Below are 22,375 nucleotides of genomic sequence, written 5' to 3' on the forward strand. Positions count from 1 at the left end.
TGATGATTATGTACTGTAGACTAATTACCTATATGAAAAAAAGGGATAACTGTGAACGATTAGTTATATTTCTCTCTCGTGTCATTCTAACATATACTATGTTTTGAAGTTAGCGATATGGAAAAGGTAACTTAATAATTAACTAGATTATTAAAGTTAAAAATAAAGGAGGATCACAATGAGTAATTTGTTTACCAATAACCTGCCAAATCATAAGATTCCTTATTTGTTAAGAAATGGAGAAGGAGATCGTTATCTATTTGGCAGACAATTGGCTACTATTATTGCGAGTGGAAAGAGTACGGAAAACTTAGTTGAAATGGTCATTCTTTCAGGAGGAAAGGGAGACTCATTCCCATCGCATAAACATTTACATAGTCATGAAGGAATTTACATCCTTCATGGGCGGCTTGAGCTTGCGATTGCTAATAAAAAATATTTACTGACAGAAGGAAACTATGCTTATATTCCTGCTGGTACGGAACACAGCTATAAAATGCTCAGCCATCGAACTCAGGTTTTATCTTTTACTTCAAAAGGAGCGGTGTCACAACTTTATTCCATTATTGGTGAGCCTTACGACAAGTTTGTTCACCCTCCAAAAGCCGTGAATGAACCATCCTTTGAGAAATTTAAGGCAGCCTCACTTTCAGCAGATGTAGAGTTTTTCTTTGAACATCAAGATCTTGGTCCATCACAACTTGTAGAAAATGGGGAAGTATCTGAGGAAGCTGCGCCATATGTCCTTGAAACAGGAGAGGGGATTCGCTTAGTTACAGGGGATCAACTTCATACCTTGATGACCACTCAAGCCAATTCTAATGGTGAATTTATTTTTGTTGTTTCAGAAGGTCCGAAAGGTGAAGCGATTCCTGAACATTATCATGAAGAGCATACGGAAATTTTCTTCTGTATTGAAGGCCAAGTTACATTGTGGGCAATCGGAGAAGAAGTGGTTCTACACCCTGGTGATATTCTTCACGTGCCTGCTAACACCGTTCATTCTTATCGAATGGATTCTCATTACACAAAAATGATTGGTATCCTCGCCACTGGTCTATTCGAGCCATTTTTCCGTACTCTTGGAGATGTTTATGATGAATATATATTCCCGAGCGAGCCGGCTTCACTCCGTTTTGATCGAGTACTGCAAAATTTAGATATTCTTGACCTCAAAGTACTTGGCGGTCGTCCAGAAAAAGATTAAAGTGACAAGAACATTATTTTCGGTTTGGAGGAATCTCATTGGAAAAGTTAGTCGTTCATTCTGTTGAAATCATAACAGATCTCGTTTATGCGGAGATAAATGGAAGACAGTTATTCGCTGATTTATATTTACCCAAGGGGAAAAATGAACCTCTGCCTGTGATTATTTGGCTCCATGGCGGGGGATGGCGCTTTGGGGATCGAAAATTGGGTCCTGATTTTACCCGTTTTTTTACCAGTAAGGGCTATGCGATGGTAAGTATTGATTACCGATTAAGTGATGAAGTAATTTTTCCAGCACAAATTCAGGATGTAAAAACAGCCGTTAGATGGGTTAAAACCATCGCAGGGGAGTATAGTTTAGACCGTAATAAACTAGGACTCTGGGGTTCATCGGCAGGAGGGCATCTTGCTGCGCTTGCCGCAGCAACTGAACCTAACGAATTTATCGGAGAAAATCCTCTCTATCCTGAGAAGAAAAGTGACGTTCAAGCTGTGGTAATCGGTTATGGTCCAGTTGATTTTCTCAAAATCGATGAACAACGGGAATTAGATGGGATTATTGAAGAAGACCCTGAATCAGTCCAAATTCCGAAAGATAAAAAAACCTCCGATCCTGATTCGTTTGAATCGTTGTTTTTAGGAGCACCAATATTAACATGTCCGGAAAGTGTAAAGGAAGCCAATCCGTTGACGTATGTAAAAGCAGGGCTGCCGCCATTTCTAATTATGCATGGTTTAAGTGATGTAGCTGTACCTGCACATCAAAGTAGGTTATTATATCAGGAATTAGCAGATAAAGAGAATGATGTATCTCTTTATCTAATAAAAGGGCTCGGCCATGGATTTCTGAATCGTACAAATTTAGATGAAAGTGGTCCAAGGGCAGCGGGCTATCATGCTTCATTGAATGGGGAAGAGGAGACTTCTGAAGAAATGACTCTTTTCATTTTTGATAAAATCGAGGAGTTTTTCCGAACACATCTTTCATAATAAAATATGTTTAAAATTTCTATAATTAAACGAAGGGCCATCGGTGGCTCTTTTTTCTTGTTTGAAATGGATAGTTTTTTGTCAGATATCGCTATGGTGATCAGGAAGAGACTCATATAAACTAAAAGTACAAGCGTTTTCATTTGACCGTCAGATACGCATTTTTATTTTTCTATATGAATTTTTTGGAGAGTGAAATTTTATGAAAGAATATAAAGATTGCCACAATCCAGTTTTACCATCAGACTTACAATTCCTGACCCAGAAGCACATGTAATAGAAGCTAGCGGTAGTGGTGAAATTTATATTTATCTAGATTATGAGAAGCAGGCAGCCGGAAGTATCACCTTAGAAGAGGGGGAATGCTGCTTCTTCCTTCCAAGGCCCTTCTGGGAAGCATGAAATTAAATTGCAATTTCAAAGCGTAAAAGAATTAGAGATTTATTCATTGTACTTTAGATAAACTCTTTTTAATCCATATCAAATGTTTGGCTAAATCCACACAGATAATTGTGTGGAATTTTCATAAAAAAGATGATTTCATCATATTTATCATTAATAAGAGGTTAAAGGGGTGAAATTATGTTACACAATGTTGGCAGAAGATTCATCTGGTTTCTGATCGGAAGTACAATCTTTGCTACCTTTATTGGATATGCCCTGATGAAGGCTGGTCTCATATCATTTCCTGATACTCCTAAATCCCAAAGAACACTAAATAATAAAGATTTTAATCTGAATAGAAGAGTGGGTAAAATTCGAGTAACTTAGAGATTCTAGATCAACACTGTGTAATTTAGTTGCTCAAATAGAATTATCCTATAGTTATCACTAAATCCTGTTCAACTATCAAAGAATTCGACAAAGGCAACCTAATCGACACATTTGGTTGCCTTTTGTCTATTATTTGAAGTTTTTTTACGAATCTAAGTGGTATGTTATTCGGCCTTATTGTTTAATTTTAACTAAAGAATTTATTTGATTATGTTTTTAAATTTCTAGTAATTGTTCCGCCATATAACTTGAACTATATTTAAATCCACCTGTGACCCATTCTATGATTAGCCCTAATATAGCATATGCTTGATAACTGGCATACAATTCTGGGTTAATAGACCTATTAGGGGAACAATCAATTAAGTCATTCAAGGCAAGATCCTTTAATACAGCACAGAGCTTACGTTCAAATCCATTTAATGTATCGGATTGAAAAATAAGTGAATAGAAATTGGCATATTTACTAACATGATCAAAAATCTTAATCGCCGAAGTTGTCAGGTTATTCACCTCAAACATATCAATGTTTTTATATGGTTCACGGTAGGATTCGATTAAATTAGTAATTACTTCATCAATTATTTCATTCAATATGTCCTCTTTATACTGATAATGCTTATAAAAGGTCCCTCGGTTCAAATCAGCTGATACCACAATATCCGATATGGTTATATCCTTGAAATCTTTCTCTTGCATTAATGATACCAAGGCGTCCTTCATAGCCTTCTTTGATTTAATAATTCTTCTGTCAAAATAATTAATAGACATATAACTCCTCCAATGTTCATTAATAATTTTTAACACTCATATGAACCTATTTATGTTGATTAATAAACATTTACAAGCTTATTTGCTGATTGAACCGATTAATTAACAACTATTATACTATACATATGTTAATAAACAAATGTTGAATAAAACTGAATATTATAAGTGAGTGGAGGGATTTATATGAGACTTCAAAATAAGGTAGCGGTGGTAACTGGAGCAGGTTCAGGAATGGGAAAAGCAATTGCGAATTCTTTTACAAAAGAAGGGGCAAAAGTAGTAGTTTCTGATATTAACATAGAAGCAGCAAATTCGACAGTGGAAGACATAAATTCTAATGGTGGACAGGCAATCGCGGTTTTGGCCAATGTTGCGAAAGAAGATGATATTCAAAACCTTATTAATACTGCAGTTGATACCTTTGGAACATTAGACATCCTAGTCAACAATGCAGGAATCATGGATAACTTTGAACCTGCGGGTGATATTGAAGATGATAAGTGGGAGAGAGTTTTTGCTATAAATACGACGAGTGTCATGCGAACAACACGTAAAGCTTTACCAATCTTTTTAGAAAAACAATCTGGTGTTATTATTAATGTGGCGTCAGCTGGCGGACTTCAAGGTGCTAGAGCAGGTGCTGCTTATACAGCTTCAAAGCACGCCGTTGTTGGTTTTACAAAAAATACTGGATTTATGTACGCAACAAAAGGTATTCGTTGCAATGCCATTGCCCCAGGTGGAGTTGAAACAAACATTGGTTCATCGATGACGGGTATTAACGAATTTGGTATAGGACGCATTCAAGCAGGATTAGCGATCAATCCACGTGTAGGTAAACCAGAAGACATTGCAAATATAGCACTTTTTCTTGCCTCTGATGAATCAAGCTTTGTGAATGGAACCGTAATTAGGGGGGATGCAGGTTGGACAGCTTATTAATTTATGCATTGTTAAAGTGATAATACCATCGGAATTTATTTGAAAGTTATGCAAACCACGCTTTTACCTGCGTGGTTTTTTTATATATTATTCCAAATCGGAACTATTCCCATGGGACAATCATTAAGCAGGTAACTATTAAAAGCGAAATTCAGACTTTTTTAACAACTTATGTTTGAAATGGATAGGAAATATGTCGCATATGGCTATAGTTAACTAATAACAACTCCCTTAAACTAGGGATAGAAGCGCTTTCAAATAATAAAAGGAAAGAAGGTTGAACAATGAATTCGAATGCAATCAAAACACCTTTTCCTCGTTTAATCACTGGTATTTCGATTGGTAGCTTTGGTTATAATCTTGCTCTTATTACACCAATAGCCTTCCTGCTCACTGTAAAGCTGGCCATGCTCGATCCAGCAAACGTTACCAAGAACTTCAGTATAATTGGTTTAACAACCGGTATTATTGGTATTTTTAGTCAATATTTGGCTGGCGTGATTAGCGATAGAACTACATGGAAATTAGGACGCAGACGTCCTTGGATTTTAATTGGCTCAATAGGTGGAGCGGCTGCACTTTATGGAGTTGGATCTGCTAAATCTTTTACCGTGGTCTTATTGTTTTGGGCTTTAGCTAAACTCTTGTTAAGTTTTATGAGTACGGCTCTAACCGCATTGATTCCTGACCAAGTTCCGGAAAATAAGCGTGGTACTGCTTCAGGAATATATGGTCTTGTCAGTCCACTTGCCATTATGTTTGGAATTAACTTAATGTTTATTTTAAATAGCTTGGCGATCGAAAAGAAATTTTTATTACTTGGAATGATTTGTGTTGTTTTTGCCATTATTACTAGTTTATTGATAAAGGAAGATAAGGTAGAGTATCAAAAAGAACGTGGAAACAACAATGCATTATCATTCGGAGAAAAAATGTCTCGGATTTATCCAAGTCCTAGAAAATATCCAAATTTCACCTTTGGAATGTTAACAAGATTTTTCATGGGGATTGCCTATACAGCTTCTTCTTTTACTAGTGTTTATTACCTAGAGCATTTTCATGTATCGCAGCAAGATCTAGCCGGAATTGTTTCGACTAGCATGAATATAACGATTCCAATCTTAGCAATCGCCAGTATCATCGGTGGTAGTCTTTCTGATAAATTTGGCCGTCAAAAACCATTTGTCTTTCTTGCCGCAGTGGTAACGGCAGTTGGGATTTTAGGCTATGGCTTTGCTCCAAGTATCGGCATTTCCTATGTTTGTGGTTCAATCATTTCCCTTGGCTTTGGAATGTTCCTAGCAGTAGATATTGCCCTTATGTCAAGAGTCCTGCCACATCCTGAAGATGCAGCAAAAGATATGGGAATCGTTAACATTGCCAATGATATTGGCGGATCGCTTGCTAACTCAGCAGCAAGCCCAATTGTTGCGGCAGGAGGTTATCCACTGTTCTTTGGAGTTCTGGCCGTCTTTGGAATTCTAGCTGGAGTCATGGTTAAACCAATCCCTGAATTGGAAAGAAAAGATCCAGCTAATATTGAATTGGCTCAATAAGATGGATAAATCCTCGCTGTGACTAGCGTGGATTTTATCCATATTTGTGGGAGGTTTCAGATGAGTATTACCTTAATGATCATCGCAGCGGCAACGATTCTTTTTGAATTATTCTTAACGCCTCTAATTGTTAACAACATGAGAAGTCGACGGAATTTAAGGAGGAAATAACTTGGTACAGGTCATCAAATTAACAATCGAAAATCAAGAAAGTCTGTTTGGAACGGACATCTTACACCCACGGTTTAGCTGGATACTAGAAAGTGAAAATAAAGGAGTTTTCCAGTCTGCCTATCAAATTAATGTGTTTGAAAAAGAATCCTCTGAGATTAAAAGGTTGATTTGGGATTCTAATAAAATACATTCACAAGTTTCAGTGAACATCGCATACGAGGGTCCCCTATTGAAGAGTAAAGCCATCTACACCTGGAAAGTCCGTGTTTGGTGTTCTAATGGCGAGGAATCGGCTTGGAGCAATGAAGGTCAATGGGAAATGGGGCTTTTACACGAGAGTGAATGGATTGCGAAATGGATTGAGCCACAGCAAGAAAATGTAATCGAAGAACCGGAACTGACCTTAGAGGACATGTTCATTAAAAAGAAGAAGGCGGACCAGCCTTCACCGGAACAGAGATTGCATCCACCTAAATTGGTTCGTAAATCCTTCCAGATCGACCAAAAGAAAATAGAGAAGGCCCGCCTTTACATTACGGCTCATGGTCTTTATCATGCTAAAATTAATGGTCAAAAAATTACCGGTGCAGAATTCACACCTGATTATACATCCTATTCCAACTACTTGCAGTACCAGACTTACGATGTTTTGCCCTTTTTTCGAGAAGGTGAAAATGTATTGGGCGTCATTCTTGCAGACGGCTGGTATGCAGGAAGAATCAGTGTTCCAGGAGGAAGCGCCCAATTTGGAAATAGATTAGGGCTGTTAGCTCAATTGGAGATCACTTATTCTGACCAAACAAAACAAATCATTGCAACAGACGATTCCTTTGTATCATCAAATAGTCACTATGTTTACAGTGATCTTTTTATTGGCGAAAAACAGGATAAAAATCTTGAAAAGACCGGATGGGACCAGCCAGGATATGATGAGTTATCCGATGAATGGGCGCTCGTTACAGTCGTTGGCTATAAGTTTAATAACTTACGAGCCCAATATGGTGAATTCGTAAAACCGGTTAAATCTCTGCCCTCGATTAATATTTGGAGGGATCAAACCCAGGCTTATATTATCGACTTTGGCCAAGTTATTGCCGGACGAATCCGGCTCCATGTACATGGTCCAAGCGGACAGGAACTTAAATTTGAACATAGTGAAGTCTTAAATGAAAATGGAGAGTTTTTTAATAATATAGTAGGAAGAAATAAGGACCAAACCGATTATTATGTAACAAGCGGTGAAAATGGAGAAGTTTTCGAGCCAACATTCACTTTCCATGGTTTCCGTTATGTTCGTCTATCAGGCTACCATTCTGTACTTCAACCAGAGGATATAACAGCAATTGTTTTATATTCAGATATGAAGCTCACAGGTCAGTTCACAACATCTGATCCAGAGATTAATCGACTCTGGAAAAATATTCAATGGAGCCAAAAAGGCAATATGCTATCGATTCCAACAGACTGTCCGCAGCGCGAAAAAGCAGGCTGGACCGGTGACATCCAGGTTTTTGCTCCAACGGCTGCCTTTAATATGGATGTTCAAGCCTTTCTGACAAGATGGCTGTGGAATTTGCAGCTGGAACAAACCGCAGAAGGTGAAATTCTAAATTACTGCCCTGCACCAAAGGATATCTGGAACGATAAGAAATTTACGGGAACCATTTCCTCAGCAGGCTGGGGGGATGCCATTTTGATTGTTCCTTGGGTACTTTTTCAGAGGTACGGAGATAAACGGATCCTTGAACAATCCTTCCAAGCGATGGAAAAATGGCTTGATTATGTCCAAAAAAGTGCAGCGGAGAACAAAGAAAATGCTGAAAATGATTATACTAAATACTTATGGGATACAAAGTTCCATTTTGGAGACTGGATGATTCCTAGTTTTATGCTTGGTCAAGAACCACAAGGACCGATTGCTTCTGCGGTTGCAACAAAGGATCCGATTGCGACAGCCTTTTATGCGCATTCAGCTGGTTTATTAGCTGAAATAGCTAAGATTATTGGAAAACAAGACAAGGCTGATTATTACGATAACCTTCATGCTAAGGTGAAGGAAGCATTTGGAATGGCCTATGTAAACGAGTCAGGGCTAATGACAGCAGATTACCAAGGCGTATACACAATTGCTCTTGCATTTAACCTACTCTCAGGAGAGAAAAAGAAAAAAGCAGTAAAAAGATTAATAGTGTTAATCGAGAAAAATGATTATAAAATCGATACAGGATTTTTATCAGTTCCTTTTATTATGGATGTTTTATGTAAGAACGGCTACGAGGAAATCGCCTATAAGCTGCTCTTCCAAACTGCCTGCCCATCTTGGCTATATGAAGTGGAAAATGGGGCAACAACCATTTGGGAATCATGGGAAGCGATTAAACCAGATGGGAAAGTCGGTGCCTTTTCATTTAATCACTACGCATTCGGTTGTATCGGGGATTGGCTCATCCGTCATATTGGCGGTTTAACTCCAATTGACCCAGGATACAGTAAGTTTAAGGTCGAGCCGCATTATGATGACAGATTAAAATATGCTGAAACCCAATTTGAATCCATTTATGGTGATATTAAGGTGAAATGGGATATACAAGAAGAAAAGAAAATGATCTTACAGGTCTTGGTACCAGCTAATACAATTGCTGTTATTTCACTAACAAATGTAGATCCCGGCTGCCTTCAGGAACTAAATGATTATGTGACTGAGATGGAATATTCAAATTATCAATATGATGAAAAGGAAAGAAGAGTTGAATTCACTGCACCCTCCGGGAAGATTAATATTGAATACCAATTAAATTTAATTTTGTAAAATAAACGGTTAGTGAGTTAAAACTTGGAACCAAGTATAGTAGAAAGCAAAAGGGACCGCCTTTATCATAAGTGGTCCCTTAACTCTACTATAGAATAATAGGTTATTTATGGCTTAACCGTTGACTAAATTTGCTGCCCGAAGCTCTTTCCGTGCGACACCTGTTTCATGGGCGGCTTTGACAACAGCAGCACGAACTTTTTCTACTACTCTTTCATTGAAAACACTCGGAATAATATACGATTCACTCAGTTCCTCGTCCGTCACAACAGAAGCAATGGCTTTAGCGGCAGCGACCTTCATAGCTTCATTAATTTCACTAGCACGACAGTCGAGGGCACCGCGGAAAATTCCTGGGAAACAAAGAACATTATTGATTTGATTTGGATAATCAGATCGGCCAGTAGCTAAGACCCTTACGAAGGGTTCCGCTATTTCAGGATCGATTTCAGGTTCTGGGTTTGCCATGGCGAACACGATTGGATCCTTTGCCATGTTTTTAATATCTTCCACCGTTAAGATTCCAGGTGCTGATACACCGATAAATACGTCAGCTCCTTCAATAACTTCGGATAATGAGCCTTTAAGATTATCCGGATTGGTTATCTCAGCATAGTGATTCCAATACTTATTGTCATAATGAACATCACGGTGAATAGCACCATTTCTGTCAACACCAATTATATTGCGGACCCCTGCGGACAGGAGGATTTTTGTGCAGGCAATTCCAGCTGCTCCAATTCCGGTGAAGACGACTTTGATATCTTCAATGTTTTTGTTAGTGATTCTTAGCGCATTTAACAGCCCGGCAAGTAGAACAACTGCTGTTCCATGCTGATCATCATGAAAAACTGGGATATCAAGCTCTTTCTTTAATCTTTCTTCTATTTCGAAACACCTTGGTGCTGAAATATCCTCTAAATTGATTCCTCCAAAAGCAGGCGCAATCGTTTTAATGGTACGGATTATTTCTTCCGTATCTTCTGTATCAAGGCAGATTGGAAAGGAGTCAACATTTGCTAATTGCTTAAAAAGCATGGACTTTCCTTCCATCACTGGCATTGCTGCAGCTGGTCCAATATTACCGAGACCAAGGACGGCCGTACCATCTGAAATGACCGCAATGGTGTTCCGCTTGATTGTTAAAGAGTAGGCTTTCTCTGGTTCCTCTGCAATTGCCGTGCAGACATTAGCGACACCAGGAGTATAGACCCTTGCCAAATCCTCACGATTTTTAATCCTAGTTTTAAGCGCTGTCTCAATTTTTCCGCCTAGATGCATGAGGAAGGTACGATCGGAGATTTGGATTACCTTGACGCCTTTAAGCTTGGCAATCAATTCTCCAAGAAGCTGGCTATGTTTTAGTCCATGGACATTGACGGTTATGTCGCGTATCGTATGTGTTTTATTTGATGAAATCACATCGACCCCAATGATATCGCCGCCTGCATTACTGATGCAGCTGGCAATGTCAGCGAATGAAAAAACTTCAACATCCAACTGTAAGCGCATAATAATGTGTGTACTCGTACCAGTTCCGATTGACAAATTAACCCACTCCCTAAATTCATATATTTTATATAATCGTTAATTCTCCCTTTAGTAGTAGGGGAGAGTAACAGTAAATCTCGTTCCTTTACCTGCCTCTGCTGACAGTTCAATTTGGCCGTTTAGCTTTTCTAAGCTGGATTTAACTAGAGATAATCCAATCCCTCGATCATTCCCTTTTGTAGAAAACCCTTTCAAAAATACCTGTTCAACCATATCCTTGTCTATCCCAGGACCAGTATCGGCTACCTCAATTAAAAGCTCATGATCGTAATAGTCAAAGTGGATAAATACCTTTTTATTCTCTTGGCCTGAAAGAGATTCTAAAGCATTATCAGTTAAATTTCCGATAATCGTGATTAATTCATGAGTGATTTCAGGCAAAGAAGGTTCTGGTAAAATATCTTCAACTGAAAAAATAAGATCTGCACCAATTTCTCTCGCATAGCTCATTTTTCCAAGAATGAACCCTGCTAGAGCGGGATCCTTTATTTTATTGACAATATAACCGACTTCATTTTGAAGATGATCGGAGATCTGGTCAATATAATCGGCAAGTTTTCCATATTGCTGGAGGTGAACTAATCCTAAAACAACGTGAAGCTTGTTCATAAATTCATGGGACTGTGCCCTTAAGGCTTCAGCATAGAGCTTAATCCCAGTTAATTCCTCTGCTAGCTTATTAATTTCGGTTTTATTTCGAAAAGTAGTAATGACACCAACCATCTGATTACCAACAAAAATCGGTAATTGGTTTGCGAAAAGGGTAATACCTGATAAATCAATTTCTAGGTTTAGTCTTGGTTTTCCTGTCTCCAAGACATTTTTCAATTGAAGTTGAGGCAGGTATTGATCAACTAAGCGGCCAACAGGATTGTCTTTGATTCCCGCTTCATCAAATAAACGAAGCGCTTCATTATTAATGAGGGTAATACGGGCCTCTTGGTCAACAGCTAGAATTCCTTCTTTAGTAGATTGAAGCATGGCACTTCGCTCTTCAAGTAATTTTCCAATTTCAAACGGTTCAAGACCAAACATACTTCTCTTTATTTTTTTTGCTAGAATAATAGCGCCAATTACTCCTATTATAACGCCAAAAATAACAGCAAGATAAATGATTTTTTTGCTATTTTTAACATCCTGTTTGACCTTGTTGAGAGAAATCCCCACTGCAACAGCGCCGATTTGTTTTCCATTGTCTGAGAACACTGGAGTAAAGGCCCTTAAAGAATACCCTAATGTTCCTTTGGCAATGGAAGTCTTCTCATGACCATGGAGAACAGGGCCTTCATCACCACCAACAAATCGTTGACCGATTTTATCTGGGCTAGGATGAGATTTCCGAATCCCATTCATATCCATAACAACAATAAATTCAACGTTAGTGATTTTTACCATTTCGTTTGAATATTTCTGAATAGCAGGCTCATCCTTTTTTTGTTGCAGCGCTTCCAATACAAGGGGAGAATGAGCAATCATTCTTGCAATATTCATTGCTTTTTCTGTTTGATTTTTTTCAGTTGTTTGTCCAATTTCATTACTTATAAGTAAATCGGTGACAAATAAAGCTAGAGCCACAACCCCGCAGACTAAAATGGTTATAGTCGTTTGAAGACGAAACTTAGGTCTTTTATTTCGCACAGGAACACCTCTTTTCTTTTTATTTAAAGGCTATAACCTGTACTTATTCATTGGACGGCCAACGGAACCATATTGAATTTCCATTACAATCTGACCTTTTTTCTCTAGATAATCCAAATAACGGCGAACAGTAACACGTGCTAAGCCAATTCCTGCGGCCACATCTTCAGATGAAAGAGGTTCGGCTTGTCTTTTTAAAAATTGTACTATTTGCTGGAGGGTTCTGTCATTTAGCCCTTTTGGCAAATATTCAGACTCGTCTCCTGTGAGTTTAACTCCCATCAACGCATCCAAATCTGCTTGCTCAAAGGGCTTATTTTCCTTGTATTTTTTAAATGTTTGCCGATATTGCTCAAGTGCTGTTTGAAAACGGTCAAATCGGAATGGTTTTACAATATAATCCATTACACCTGCCCGAAAAATCTCCTGAATATGCTGTGGATCGCGATTGGCTGTTAAGAGTATGACGTCTAAAGGATAATGGTTATTTCTAATGGTTTGTAACAAAGTAAGTCCATTTGTGTCTGGTAAAAAGAAATCTAGTAAAACGAGATTAGGCTTTTCTTTGTTGATGCAGTAAATGGCTTCTTTACCAGTGAAAGCTTTTCCAGCTAATTTAAAGCCAGGAAGCTTGGAAACGAATTGAGCATTAATTTCCATGACCATCGGGTCGTCCTCGACAATCAAGACTTTGATTGGCTCCATGACTTTTCTCCTTAGATATCTTTTCTACCATTATAACCTACTTTTTTTCCTATCCTCAAAGAAACAGCCACGATTTTCGTGGCTGAAGACTTTTTTCTAGTTTTGCAGGAGGTTAGGCTGTTTGACTAATAGATTGCTTAGCCGTACCATTCTCATCGAATTCATTTTCCATTTTCGATACAACCACTGTGGCCACCCCGTTGCCAATTAGATTTGTTAAAGCACGAGCAGTTGACATAAAGCGGTCAACCCCTAGAAGAAGGGCAATTCCTTCAACAGGCACGCTTGGGAATGCAGCTAGTGTTGCTGCTAAGGTGACAAAACCGGAACCTGTTACACCAGCAGCACCTTTTGAAGTAAGCATTAAAACACCAAGTAGTGTAGCTTCCTGACCAAAGCTTAAATGAACCCCAAATGCCTGAGCAATAAATAGAGCAGCCATAGAAAGATAGATTGATGTTCCGTCTAAATTAAAGGAGTATCCAGTAGGAACAACTAGGCCAACAACCGACTTGGAGCAGCCGTATTTCTCCAGCTTCTCCACCATTTTAGGAAGAGCGGATTCTGATGAAGATGTTCCTAGGACCAAGAAGATTTCATCTTTAATATAATTAATAAATTGAAAGATATTAAATCGATAGAACTTAGCAATGCTGCCTAACACCACAACAATAAACACTACCATCGCTAAAACAGTTAACCCGAACAATTTTCCAAGAGACACGAGGGAACCAATACCGAATTCGCCAATTGTATAGGAAATCGCACCAAAGGCTGCAATTGGTGAATAGTACATAATAAGATTTACAATCCGGAAGAAAGTATCCGACAATTTCTCGAACAGGTTAAGGACGACTTTTCCATGTTCACCGAGGCCAGATAAAGCAATTCCGAATAAAACAGCTAAAAAGAGAATCGGTAACAGCTGCCCATTTACCATTGCACCCAGAAAATTATCGGGAATAATTCCCATGATAAAATCCAAGAAACTATGACTTCCTTCGGCTGCTTGTTTCGTGAATTGGGTAATGTCCCCTTTTGCACTGTGAGCATTTACACCTGAACCGGGTTTGAAAATGGTAGCAAAGAGTATCCCAATCGCCAACGAAATAGTGGAAACGATTTCAAAGTATAGTAAAGCTTTTCCACCGATTCTGCCGACTTTTTTCATATCCCCCATGCCAGCAATTCCGACGACGATCGTTAAGAAGATGATTGGTGCAATCACCATTTTAATCATTTTGACGAAGATATCCGATAAAACTTTTAAATCAGCACCTGCTTTTGGAAATATAGCACCAAAAATAATACCAAGAATGATTGCGATTACAACCTGTGTTGTGAGACCTTTAAAATTAATTTTCATTTAACAAACCTCCTATAATAATAAAAATGTAAACACTTACAAAAGTCAATTAAACTAAGATGTAAACTCTAATTGAAAGTATAGATTTTAAAGAATAGTCTGACAATGTTTTGGTTATATCGTTCTTTTTGGTGATTTTGGTCACAATTTGTTCACAAAATAATTCGTAACAAAAAACCACGAAAGTCTACTAAGGAGTAGGCCTTTAGTGGTCTTTTTTGCGATATTCCGCTGGAGTAACAGCATGAATTTTTTTAAATGATTTATAGAAGAATGTAATATTGGTATATCCGACTTTATTAGCAATTTGGTCAATCGTTAAATCGGTGTTCTCGAGCAGCGTACAGGCATTTTTTATTTTTAATTGATGGGATAGTTCAATAAATGTTTTGCCTAAATTGGTTTTTAGTAATCTAGTTAGATGATTCGGATGAAAGTGGAACTTCTCGGCCGTTTGTTCAAGGGTCATTGTCTGATAATTTTGTTCCATAAAACTTAGAATCTCCGAGATAAACGCTTTCTTAAAGGTTGGTTCTTCTTTGTCTTTAGAATAGCTATTATAAATCCTTAAAAGCTCTGTAAAAATTAATAGCATATAAGAATTGATCGCCTCATTCGAGCAAAGCTGTGGATGAAAGAATTCTCCCAATGCTTGGATAATGATTTCTTTGAGTCGATTGTTAGAACCTTTAGGAAATATGATATACCGGCTATTTTGCTTTTGTTGGTAAATGGCATTCACGAAAAAATCGGTTAATAAATCATTTCCTGACAGCCTTTGAAGCAGTGCCGAATCAAAATAACTGGTCCGAATCATAATGTTAATAATAATATCATTCTCAGAGGCGCTTTCAATTCCGTGCAGAACATTTGTATCAAGTAAACAGAGGTCACCTTCTTTGAGAATTACCTCTTTGCCATTTATATACTGTGTACAAGTACCTGAGTAAACATAATTCATTTCAATAAAAGAATGTCTATGTTCGGTGAAATTGATAAAACGAGGGTGTTTTAGAAAAACAACATTTTGCTCAGGTTTAAAAAAATATTCTACCGGTACAATGTCGGGTGCTTGAACATCTTTCGAAAAAGTAAGTTCTGAGTCTTCCAAGCGGGAGTAATGTCTAGGGTTTTCATGTGTTCCTGAATACTTTTTTTCAAAGACATTCATCTCCCTCAATTGTTTCTCGATACCATTTGTATCCATGTTCATCACCCTCCTTTGTTGTTTATCAAATTCTTATAAATATAGTTTATCAATTTCTTATTCTTTTATAAAGTAAGGGATGGCTGTAGGTATGGGTATCTAAACCATTTAACACTATGAAATAATGTTTTATAATCTTTCGCTATGCGAAATAGAATGCTATACTATTAAAAGTTTCCAATAATAACATCCTAGAGGGGTTGTTCATTTAATAATGTCTAGTACCATAAAAGCTTTTATTAGTCTCTTTTTGGTGTCTGTAATGTGGGGTTGTAATTATCCAGTCAGTTCCTATTTGCTGCAAGGATTTTCACCTGTTTTTTTATCAACTGTTCGAATTTGCTCTACTTCACTATTTTTGATTATCTGTGCCTTGATACATAAGGGGTTGAAGCGTCCAACCATTTTAGAGTGGAAATTCCTCATTGGTGTCGGGATATTTGGAACCCTGTTAAATCAAACTTTCTACTTTACGGGTCTTCATCATACAACACCAGCTAACGCCTCTTTAATTATAGCCTTGGCACCGATAGCAACTATTTTGTTGGAACGGATTATTTTTAAGGTCAAGTTTACAATTAAAAAATCTGCAGGAGCCCTGATTAGTTTAATCGGTGTTTTTTCCATTATCGGCATTGCAAATGGCGCTTTAGGAATCTCGTGGGGAGACTTTAACATACTAATCGCCATGCTTTGCCTCTCGATTAGTATTTTATTTATTCGAGGTTTAGCGAAAACCATGGACACCTTTATTATTACTGTTTATTCGACTGTACTAGGAAGTGTATTGATGATTCCTGCAGCCGGAGTTGAGAATTTGGTGAGCGGCTCTGTTATCAGTCATTCTCTGTTTATGTGGATATTGTTAGCTTGTGCTGGGATTATCGCTCAAGGAGTAGCCGGTTTTTGGTGGAATAAAGGGGTAGCGAAAGTCGGTGCAGGTACAGCTTCAATGTTCATGAATATCCAGCCATTTGTCGCCATTCTTGCTTCCCATTTTATTTTAGGCAGCCATATCTCGCTTAATCAAATCTTTGGAGGTATCTTGGTATTACTTGGCGTATTTATAGCGAATATGCCATCGGTTAAAACGGTCGTTTCTACAGGATCAAATAAAGCGGCATTGTAAAAAGTCCTCCTGTTTAGGGAAGACTTTTTTTATTAGTCTAAAAGGTCGCTTTTTCTAGTATCCTTTTTAGTAGTTTTTTGTATAAATCTATAAATTCGCAATAAAAGTCCCAACCCCCTAATAAAGCCTTAAATATGACAGAATGGGATTGGAAATAAGGAGATACAAATGACAAATAATTCTACAGGAATAGAAATGAATCAATCAAAAGGGAATAAATTAACAAAAGGTTTGGTTTTGTTAATGTCTATTACATGTGGTCTAGCTGTGGCCAATCTTTATTACAATCAGCCGCTTTTAGCCGATATGGGACGTACATTTCATGCGAACTCCCACCAAGTAGGAAACATTTCAATGTTTACACAAATTGGCTATGCAATCGGCATGTTTTTGTTTGTGCCGTTGGGAGATATGAAAGAACGTCGTCAACTAATAACTGTTTTATTAGCTTCCGTAACCATTTCACTGATTGGCGTTGCTACAGCACAAAGCCTGCTTGGGATCTATGTGGTTAGTCTGGCTGTTGGAATCACTACGGTCGTACCTCAGGTAATTATACCGTTGGCAGCACAGATGGCTGAGCCGGATGAACGAGGAAAAGTGATTGGAAGTGTGATGAGCGGATTACTTTTTGGCGTTCTCCTCGCACGAACCGTAGCTGGTTTTATTGGAGGCAACTTCGGTTGGCGGATGATGTATTGGGTTGCTGCAGTATTAATGTTAGCATTAGCATTCATTCTAAAACTATTCTTGCCTAAAAGTTATCCGGAGGCAAACTTGACCTATCGTCAAGTTTTAAAATCCATTGGTGAATTAATTGTCACTCAGCCAACCTTACGAGAAGCGTCCTTAGTTGGAGGATTGTTGTTTGGAAGTTTTAGCGTATTCTGGACATCACTAGCCTTTTATTTAGAGGGAGTGCCGTTTAACTTTGGGAGTGAAGTGACTGGTTTATTTGGTTTGGTTGGTGTTGTGGGGGCTTCGGCAGCGCCTCTTGTAGGACGATTAGCTGATCGGTTTAGCGCAAAGTCATTGGTGGGTATGTTCATTATCATTACATTGTTATCCTATCTTTTCTTTGGATTTTTAGGTTCTGCTGTCTGGGGAATAGTCGTTGGCGTTATTCTATTGGATTTAGGTGTTCAGGGAGCACAGATCTCAAATCAAACCAGAATCTATAGTTTAGTTCCGGAGGCAAGAAGCCGGTTAAATACCGTATTTATGGTGACCTATTTCCTTGGCGGTTCGCTAGGTTCCTCACTTGGCAGTTATGCTTGGAACCTATGGCAGTGGCAGGGCGTGTGCTTAACAGGAGGAGCGATGATTGTGTTAGGGTTCGTTGTTTGGGGGATCCACCAGCTAAAATATAAAATCTAATCAATTAACATCACAGGATGAATCTGTGGTGTTTTTTTTATAAAAAAAACAGAGGTAAATGCAAATAAGGACAATAAATTGGTTGAATCAAGTTATAGGAAAATCCTCATTTTCTAGTAAGATATTAATATATTAGTAAGCGTTTCCAACCGAGAGGTGATGTTAATGACAAAATACAGTATTGCTGTTGATATTGGTGCTTCTAGCGGCCGACTAATTTTAGGCTATCTAGAAAATGAGATATTAAAACTAGATGAAATACATCGATTTGAAAACCAAATTGTCAAAAAAGGGGACTCCTATTGCTGGGAAGCCAACCAGCTTTTTCAAGAAATCAAAAATGGATTAATAAAGTGCCATGAACTTGGCATCAAACCGGATAGTATCGGAATCGATACATGGGCCGTTGACTTTGTTTTACTAGATGAAAACGATCAACCATTAACAGAGGCTGTTTCCTATCGTGACCCTCGAACTGACGGGATGATGGAACAGGTTTTTGAGAAGATCATGAAGGAGCGTCTGTACTTAGAAACAGGCATTCAGTTCCAAAAGTTTAATACGATCTATCAATTATACTCGATTAAACAACAGTCACCGGAAATTTTAGATCAAGCTAAATCATTCTTAATGATTCCCGATTACTTTAATTATTTGCTTACAGGTAAAAAAGCTAACGAATACACGAACGCGACATCTACTCAGTTAGTCAATGCCTTTACGAAAAAGTGGGATCATGACCTGCTGGATGTATTGGGGGTTAATAAGGAAATGTTCCATGAAATTAAGACACCTAAAACTGTCTTGGGAACATTAACCGAAGAACTAGTTTCAGAGTTAGGCTTTGACCTTCAAGTCATTCTGCCGGCCACACATGATACAGGATCAGCTGTTATTGCCGTACCAGAAGAAAATGAAACGATATATATCAGTTCCGGTACATGGTCATTGATTGGAGTGGAAAACTACTTCCCAATTTGTGTTACCAAAGCATTAGATTACAATTTTACAAATGAAGGCGGTATCGATTATCAATACCGTTTCTTAAAAAATATTATGGGTCTTTGGATGATCCAAGAGGTAAGACGTAACTACAATAACGAATATTCTTTTGCTGAGCTAGTCGATTTAGCTAGAGAAGCGAAAGACTTTAATGCCATTGTTAATGTCAACGATGACCGTTTCTTAAAACCAGAAAATATGATCCAAGAAATCATGAATTATTGTGTGGAAACAGGCCAGCCTGTCCCTAGCACACCTGGAGAAGTCGCTAAATGCGTATATGATAGTTTAGCAGTCAGCTATCAGGATGCCGTAAATGAAATTGAAGAAATTTTTGAAAAGAGATTTGAAAAAATCAATGTCATCGGCGGAGGCTGTCAGAACGAAATGCTGAATCAATTGGTTGCTGATGTAACAAAGAAAGAAGTATATGCAGGACCAGTTGAAGCTACGGCCATTGGCAATATCGTGGCCCAGTTAATGGCTCTAGATGAGATCCAGGATATTAAAGAAGCTCGTACGATTGTTAAAAATTCATTTGAAGTGAAAAAATATTTGCCCACTGCACCGATTACAAACTAACAGATAGAGAGGAAGAATGACATGACTATTCAAGAAAACTATGAACTTGCGAAAAAGGCTTATGAAAAATGGGGAATTAATGTTGACGAAGTCATTGAAACTTTAAAAAATGTACCGATCTCGATTCATTGCTGGCAGGGCGATGATATCGGCGGATTTGAAGTGAATCAACAAGAATTATCTGGAGGGATTTCCGTTACAGGAAATTATCCTGGTAAAGCGTCAACACCTGAAGAATTACGAGCTGACTTAGAAAAAGCACTTTCCTTAATTCCTGGTAAACATCGTGTCAACTTACATGCCATTTATGCAGAAACAAATGGAGAAGTAGTTGAAAGAGATCAATTAGAACCAAAGCATTTCGAAAACTGGGTGAACTGGGCAAAGGAAAATGGTTTAGGATTAGATTACAATCCGACTTTGTTCTCCCATCCAAAAGCAGATGATGGTTTGACTCTTTCTCATCCAAACGAAGAAATTCGTGAATTCTGGATTAATCACTGTATTGGAAGCCGGAAAATTGGGGAGTACTTCGGTAAAGAACTTGGTACACCAGCCTTAACTAACATTTGGATTCCAGACGGCTACAAGGATATTCCAAGTGACCGCCTAACTCCTAGAAAAAGATTAAAAGAATCATTAGATAAGATTTTTGCTGTTGAGGTAGATGAGAAGTACAATCTTGATGCGGTGGAAAGTAAAGTATTTGGACTAGGCTCAGAATCTTATGTTGTAGGTTCTCATGAATTTTATCTCAACTATGCCATGAAAAATGATAAATTATGCTTGCTGGATACTGGACACTATCATCCAACCGAAACCGTATCCAACAAGATTTCATCCATGCTTTTATTTAGCGAAAAGCTTGCCCTTCACGTTTCAAGACCTGTACGTTGGGATAGTGACCATGTTGTTATTCTTGATGATGAACTAAAAGAAATCGCCTTAGAAATTGTACGCAATGATGCATTAGACCGTGTAATCATCGGACTTGATTTCTTTGATGCCAGCATTAACCGTGTGGCTGCATGGACAATTGGAACACGCAACATGATCAAGGCATTACTTTCTGCTATGTTGGTACCAAACGAATATTTGAAACAGCTTCAAGAAGAAGGAAACTTCACTGAAAGATTAGCGTTAATGGAAGAATTCAAAACGTATCCATTTGGGGCAGTTTGGGATTACTATTGCGAAAAAATGGGTGTTCCAGTAAGAGAGTCTTGGTTAGAAGAAGTAAAAGCTTATGAGCAAGAGGTTTTATTAAAGCGATAAATGAATTTTTTGGGGAAGACTCAAATAAGGAGGATAATAGACTCCTATTTGGGTCTTCTTTTTTAGGAAAAAGAAGGAATTCTACAAAAAATTGAAGAATTCAACGAAATAAAGGAAGAATTCTACGAAGTTTTAAGTTATTCTACAAATTAAAGATGGAATTCTACAAACTAGCGAAAGAATTCTACATTAATTGTAAATAGGTTTCCAGTTCGTTCAATTTGATAGGAGGGTTCATATGAATTGTATTGATTTGCATTCTTTCCTACAAGCTAATAACACCAGGGAGGCACCGGATTGGGAGGTTATAAAAAATACCTATCCACCAGAACAAGTTAATGTAATAAATGGTGAGCCTGTATATAATTTTTATATGATCTTTGATTCCACAATCAATCCGATTGAAGAGAACATTTTCATATCTCAGAGTCCCGTTGCTGCGTTAGTCCCAATGCATATTCATCAATATATTGAATTAATTTACGTCTACAAAGGGAAATGTACAGTTATTATGGAAGATCATGAAATTAACATTATTGAGGGCGGAACAATCATGATAGATAAGAACACCCCTCACACAATAAAAGAAATATCCAAATCAGATATTATCATTGAGATGAAACTCAAGCATGACTACTTGTCAACTGGATTTCTTAGTCGATTTACAAATAAGAGTATTATCTCACAATTTCTAATTGACTCCATAATCGATAGTCGAAGAGCCAATAACTATCTGTATTTTCCTTTTGAACAAAAATCCAAAGTGGTTAGTATGATGGAGCAAATTATGTGTGAGTATTATGATAAGGACGTTTTCACTTCGGAATTGATTGATGCTTATCTGTTCATATTGTTTACTGAACTAATCCGCCACAGTAACCATTCGAATCATGCGCAGAATGACGAAATCACGCAGAAGGATGCCATTGTCCTCGAGTTCCTAAAGTATATTGATGACCATTTCAAGGATTGCAGTTTAACGGAAATGGCAGATCACTATAAATATCACCCAAACTATATTTCTGCTGTCCTTAAAAAGGCAACCGGAAAATCATTCAAGGATCTTCTGCAAATCCAGCGATTGAACAAGGCAGCTCTATATCTAACTAACTCAGACCTCCCAATACCTGATATTGCAGAAGAAGTCGGGTACTCGAGTGTCTCTTTTTTCTATAAGAAATTTAACGAAGTCTACTTTCAGACACCTAAAGAATATCGAGAAGGAAAGTCGAGAAGTTTAATATAGAACTTGTAAACCTTTAAACCGCCTTTACCCGGCGGTTTTATTATTTTACAAAAATATATAAAATCTTTGATT

At 37.8% G+C, this 22,375-nt stretch carries 18 protein-coding genes; 12 read left to right on the forward strand and 6 right to left on the reverse strand.

Annotated features, from left to right (window positions below; translation table 11 throughout):
- The first annotated feature begins 178 nt into the window (after window positions 1-178).
- From J7E81_RS01920 to J7E81_RS01935, 4 genes are all read left to right on the forward strand, one after another.
- Window positions 179-1,207 (forward strand): quercetin 2,3-dioxygenase, encoded by a 1,029-nt coding sequence (locus tag J7E81_RS01920; RefSeq protein WP_215040424.1) that lies wholly within the window; start codon window positions 179-181, stop codon window positions 1,205-1,207.
- Between the two features lie 38 nt (window positions 1,208-1,245).
- Entirely contained in the window at window positions 1,246-2,199 is a 954-nt protein-coding gene (locus J7E81_RS01925; RefSeq protein WP_215040425.1) for an alpha/beta hydrolase, read from the forward strand.
- Between the two features lie 219 nt (window positions 2,200-2,418).
- On the forward strand, window positions 2,419-2,601 hold the full coding sequence (locus tag J7E81_RS01930) for a hypothetical protein (RefSeq protein ID WP_215040426.1): 183 nt from the start codon (window positions 2,419-2,421) through the stop codon (window positions 2,599-2,601).
- 180 nt (window positions 2,602-2,781) lie between these two features.
- Window positions 2,782-2,970: a hypothetical protein gene (locus J7E81_RS01935; protein WP_215040427.1), complete on the forward strand. Its 189-nt coding sequence runs from the start codon at window positions 2,782-2,784 to the stop codon at window positions 2,968-2,970.
- Window positions 2,971-3,189: 219 nt separating this feature from the next.
- On the opposite strand, the gene J7E81_RS01940 is transcribed toward J7E81_RS01935, so the two are convergent.
- A complete protein-coding gene (locus J7E81_RS01940) occupies window positions 3,190-3,744 on the reverse strand; it encodes a TetR/AcrR family transcriptional regulator (protein ID WP_215040428.1) in 555 nt (184 codons plus the stop codon).
- 183 nt (window positions 3,745-3,927) lie between these two features.
- Here J7E81_RS01940 and J7E81_RS01945 point away from each other — a divergent pair, with 183 nt between their 5' ends.
- The 3 genes from J7E81_RS01945 to J7E81_RS01955 all read left to right on the forward strand — a co-directional run bounded on the left by J7E81_RS01945 (window position 3,928) and on the right by J7E81_RS01955 (window position 9,225).
- Entirely contained in the window at window positions 3,928-4,686 is a 759-nt protein-coding gene (locus tag J7E81_RS01945; protein ID WP_215040429.1) for an SDR family oxidoreductase, read from the forward strand.
- A 284-nt stretch (window positions 4,687-4,970) separates the two neighbouring features.
- Window positions 4,971-6,242 (forward strand): MFS transporter, encoded by a 1,272-nt coding sequence (locus J7E81_RS01950; protein WP_215040430.1) that lies wholly within the window; start codon window positions 4,971-4,973, stop codon window positions 6,240-6,242.
- A gap of 172 nt (window positions 6,243-6,414) precedes the next feature.
- Window positions 6,415-9,225 carry an alpha-L-rhamnosidase gene (locus J7E81_RS01955; protein ID WP_215040431.1) on the forward strand — a complete coding sequence of 937 codons (2,811 nt, stop codon included), beginning with the start codon at window positions 6,415-6,417 and terminating at the stop codon, window positions 9,223-9,225.
- A gap of 114 nt (window positions 9,226-9,339) precedes the next feature.
- Here the strand turns inward: J7E81_RS01955 and J7E81_RS01960 are convergent, their stop codons facing one another.
- From J7E81_RS01960 to J7E81_RS01980, 5 genes are all read right to left on the reverse strand, one after another.
- On the reverse strand, window positions 9,340-10,737 hold the full coding sequence (locus J7E81_RS01960; RefSeq protein ID WP_374103984.1) for an NAD-dependent malic enzyme: 1,398 nt from the start codon (window positions 10,735-10,737) through the stop codon (window positions 9,340-9,342).
- Window positions 10,738-10,824: 87 nt separating this feature from the next.
- Complete coding sequence (gene dcuS, locus J7E81_RS01965; protein WP_215040433.1) at window positions 10,825-12,414, reverse strand: DcuS/MalK family sensor histidine kinase; 1,590 nt, start codon at window positions 12,412-12,414, stop codon at window positions 10,825-10,827.
- Between the two features lie 30 nt (window positions 12,415-12,444).
- Window positions 12,445-13,119 (reverse strand): response regulator, encoded by a 675-nt coding sequence (locus J7E81_RS01970; RefSeq protein ID WP_215040435.1) that lies wholly within the window; start codon window positions 13,117-13,119, stop codon window positions 12,445-12,447.
- A 112-nt stretch (window positions 13,120-13,231) separates the two neighbouring features.
- Entirely contained in the window at window positions 13,232-14,485 is a 1,254-nt protein-coding gene (dctA, locus tag J7E81_RS01975; RefSeq protein ID WP_215040436.1) for a C4-dicarboxylate transporter DctA, read from the reverse strand.
- 205 nt (window positions 14,486-14,690) lie between these two features.
- Window positions 14,691-15,692 carry an AraC family transcriptional regulator gene (locus J7E81_RS01980; protein ID WP_215040437.1) on the reverse strand — a complete coding sequence of 334 codons (1,002 nt, stop codon included), beginning with the start codon at window positions 15,690-15,692 and terminating at the stop codon, window positions 14,691-14,693.
- A 214-nt stretch (window positions 15,693-15,906) separates the two neighbouring features.
- On the opposite strand from J7E81_RS01980, the gene J7E81_RS01985 reads away from it, so the two are divergent.
- The 5 genes from J7E81_RS01985 (at window position 15,907) to J7E81_RS02005 (ending at window position 22,303) form a co-directional block, all read left to right on the forward strand.
- Complete coding sequence (locus J7E81_RS01985; protein WP_215040438.1) at window positions 15,907-16,821, forward strand: DMT family transporter; 915 nt, start codon at window positions 15,907-15,909, stop codon at window positions 16,819-16,821.
- Between the two features lie 168 nt (window positions 16,822-16,989).
- Window positions 16,990-18,198: an MFS transporter gene (locus tag J7E81_RS01990; protein WP_215040439.1), complete on the forward strand. Its 1,209-nt coding sequence runs from the start codon at window positions 16,990-16,992 to the stop codon at window positions 18,196-18,198.
- Between the two features lie 165 nt (window positions 18,199-18,363).
- The gene (gene rhaB, locus J7E81_RS01995; RefSeq protein WP_215040440.1) at window positions 18,364-19,782 is read left to right on the forward strand and encodes a rhamnulokinase; all 1,419 of its coding nucleotides are present in this window, start codon (window positions 18,364-18,366) and stop codon (window positions 19,780-19,782) included.
- Window positions 19,783-19,803: 21 nt separating this feature from the next.
- A complete protein-coding gene (rhaA, locus tag J7E81_RS02000; protein WP_215040442.1) occupies window positions 19,804-21,057 on the forward strand; it encodes an L-rhamnose isomerase in 1,254 nt (417 codons plus the stop codon).
- Between the two features lie 238 nt (window positions 21,058-21,295).
- Window positions 21,296-22,303, forward strand: a complete 1,008-nt coding sequence (locus J7E81_RS02005; protein WP_215040443.1) for an AraC family transcriptional regulator — start codon at window positions 21,296-21,298, stop codon at window positions 22,301-22,303.
- Window positions 22,304-22,375: the final 72 nt, after the last annotated feature.

The sequence above is a fragment of the Bacillus sp. ISL-18 genome, assembly GCF_018613415.1.
In the GTDB taxonomy this organism is placed as follows: domain Bacteria; phylum Bacillota; class Bacilli; order Bacillales; family Cytobacillaceae; genus Neobacillus.

Excerpts from the sequence above, each read along its gene's own strand:
- J7E81_RS01935 (WP_215040427.1), top strand. The coding sequence starts at position 2,782 with ATGTTACACAATGTTGGCAGAAGATTCATCTGGTTTCTGATCGGAAGT.
- J7E81_RS01940 (WP_215040428.1), bottom strand. The coding sequence starts at position 3,744 with ATGTCTATTAATTATTTTGACAGAAGAATTATTAAATCAAAGAAGGCT.
- J7E81_RS01970 (WP_215040435.1), bottom strand. The coding sequence starts at position 13,119 with ATGGAGCCAATCAAAGTCTTGATTGTCGAGGACGACCCGATGGTCATG.
- J7E81_RS01980 (WP_215040437.1), bottom strand. The coding sequence starts at position 15,692 with ATGGATACAAATGGTATCGAGAAACAATTGAGGGAGATGAATGTCTTT.
- dctA (WP_215040436.1), bottom strand. The coding sequence starts at position 14,485 with ATGAAAATTAATTTTAAAGGTCTCACAACACAGGTTGTAATCGCAATC.
- J7E81_RS01985 (WP_215040438.1), top strand. The coding sequence starts at position 15,907 with ATGTCTAGTACCATAAAAGCTTTTATTAGTCTCTTTTTGGTGTCTGTA.
- J7E81_RS01990 (WP_215040439.1), top strand. The coding sequence starts at position 16,990 with ATGACAAATAATTCTACAGGAATAGAAATGAATCAATCAAAAGGGAAT.
- J7E81_RS02005 (WP_215040443.1), top strand. The coding sequence starts at position 21,296 with ATGAATTGTATTGATTTGCATTCTTTCCTACAAGCTAATAACACCAGG.
- J7E81_RS01920 (WP_215040424.1), top strand. The coding sequence starts at position 179 with ATGAGTAATTTGTTTACCAATAACCTGCCAAATCATAAGATTCCTTAT.
- J7E81_RS01945 (WP_215040429.1), top strand. The coding sequence starts at position 3,928 with ATGAGACTTCAAAATAAGGTAGCGGTGGTAACTGGAGCAGGTTCAGGA.
- J7E81_RS01950 (WP_215040430.1), top strand. The coding sequence starts at position 4,971 with ATGAATTCGAATGCAATCAAAACACCTTTTCCTCGTTTAATCACTGGT.
- J7E81_RS01960 (WP_374103984.1), bottom strand. The coding sequence starts at position 10,737 with ATGCGCTTACAGTTGGATGTTGAAGTTTTTTCATTCGCTGACATTGCC.
- rhaB (WP_215040440.1), top strand. The coding sequence starts at position 18,364 with ATGACAAAATACAGTATTGCTGTTGATATTGGTGCTTCTAGCGGCCGA.
- rhaA (WP_215040442.1), top strand. The coding sequence starts at position 19,804 with ATGACTATTCAAGAAAACTATGAACTTGCGAAAAAGGCTTATGAAAAA.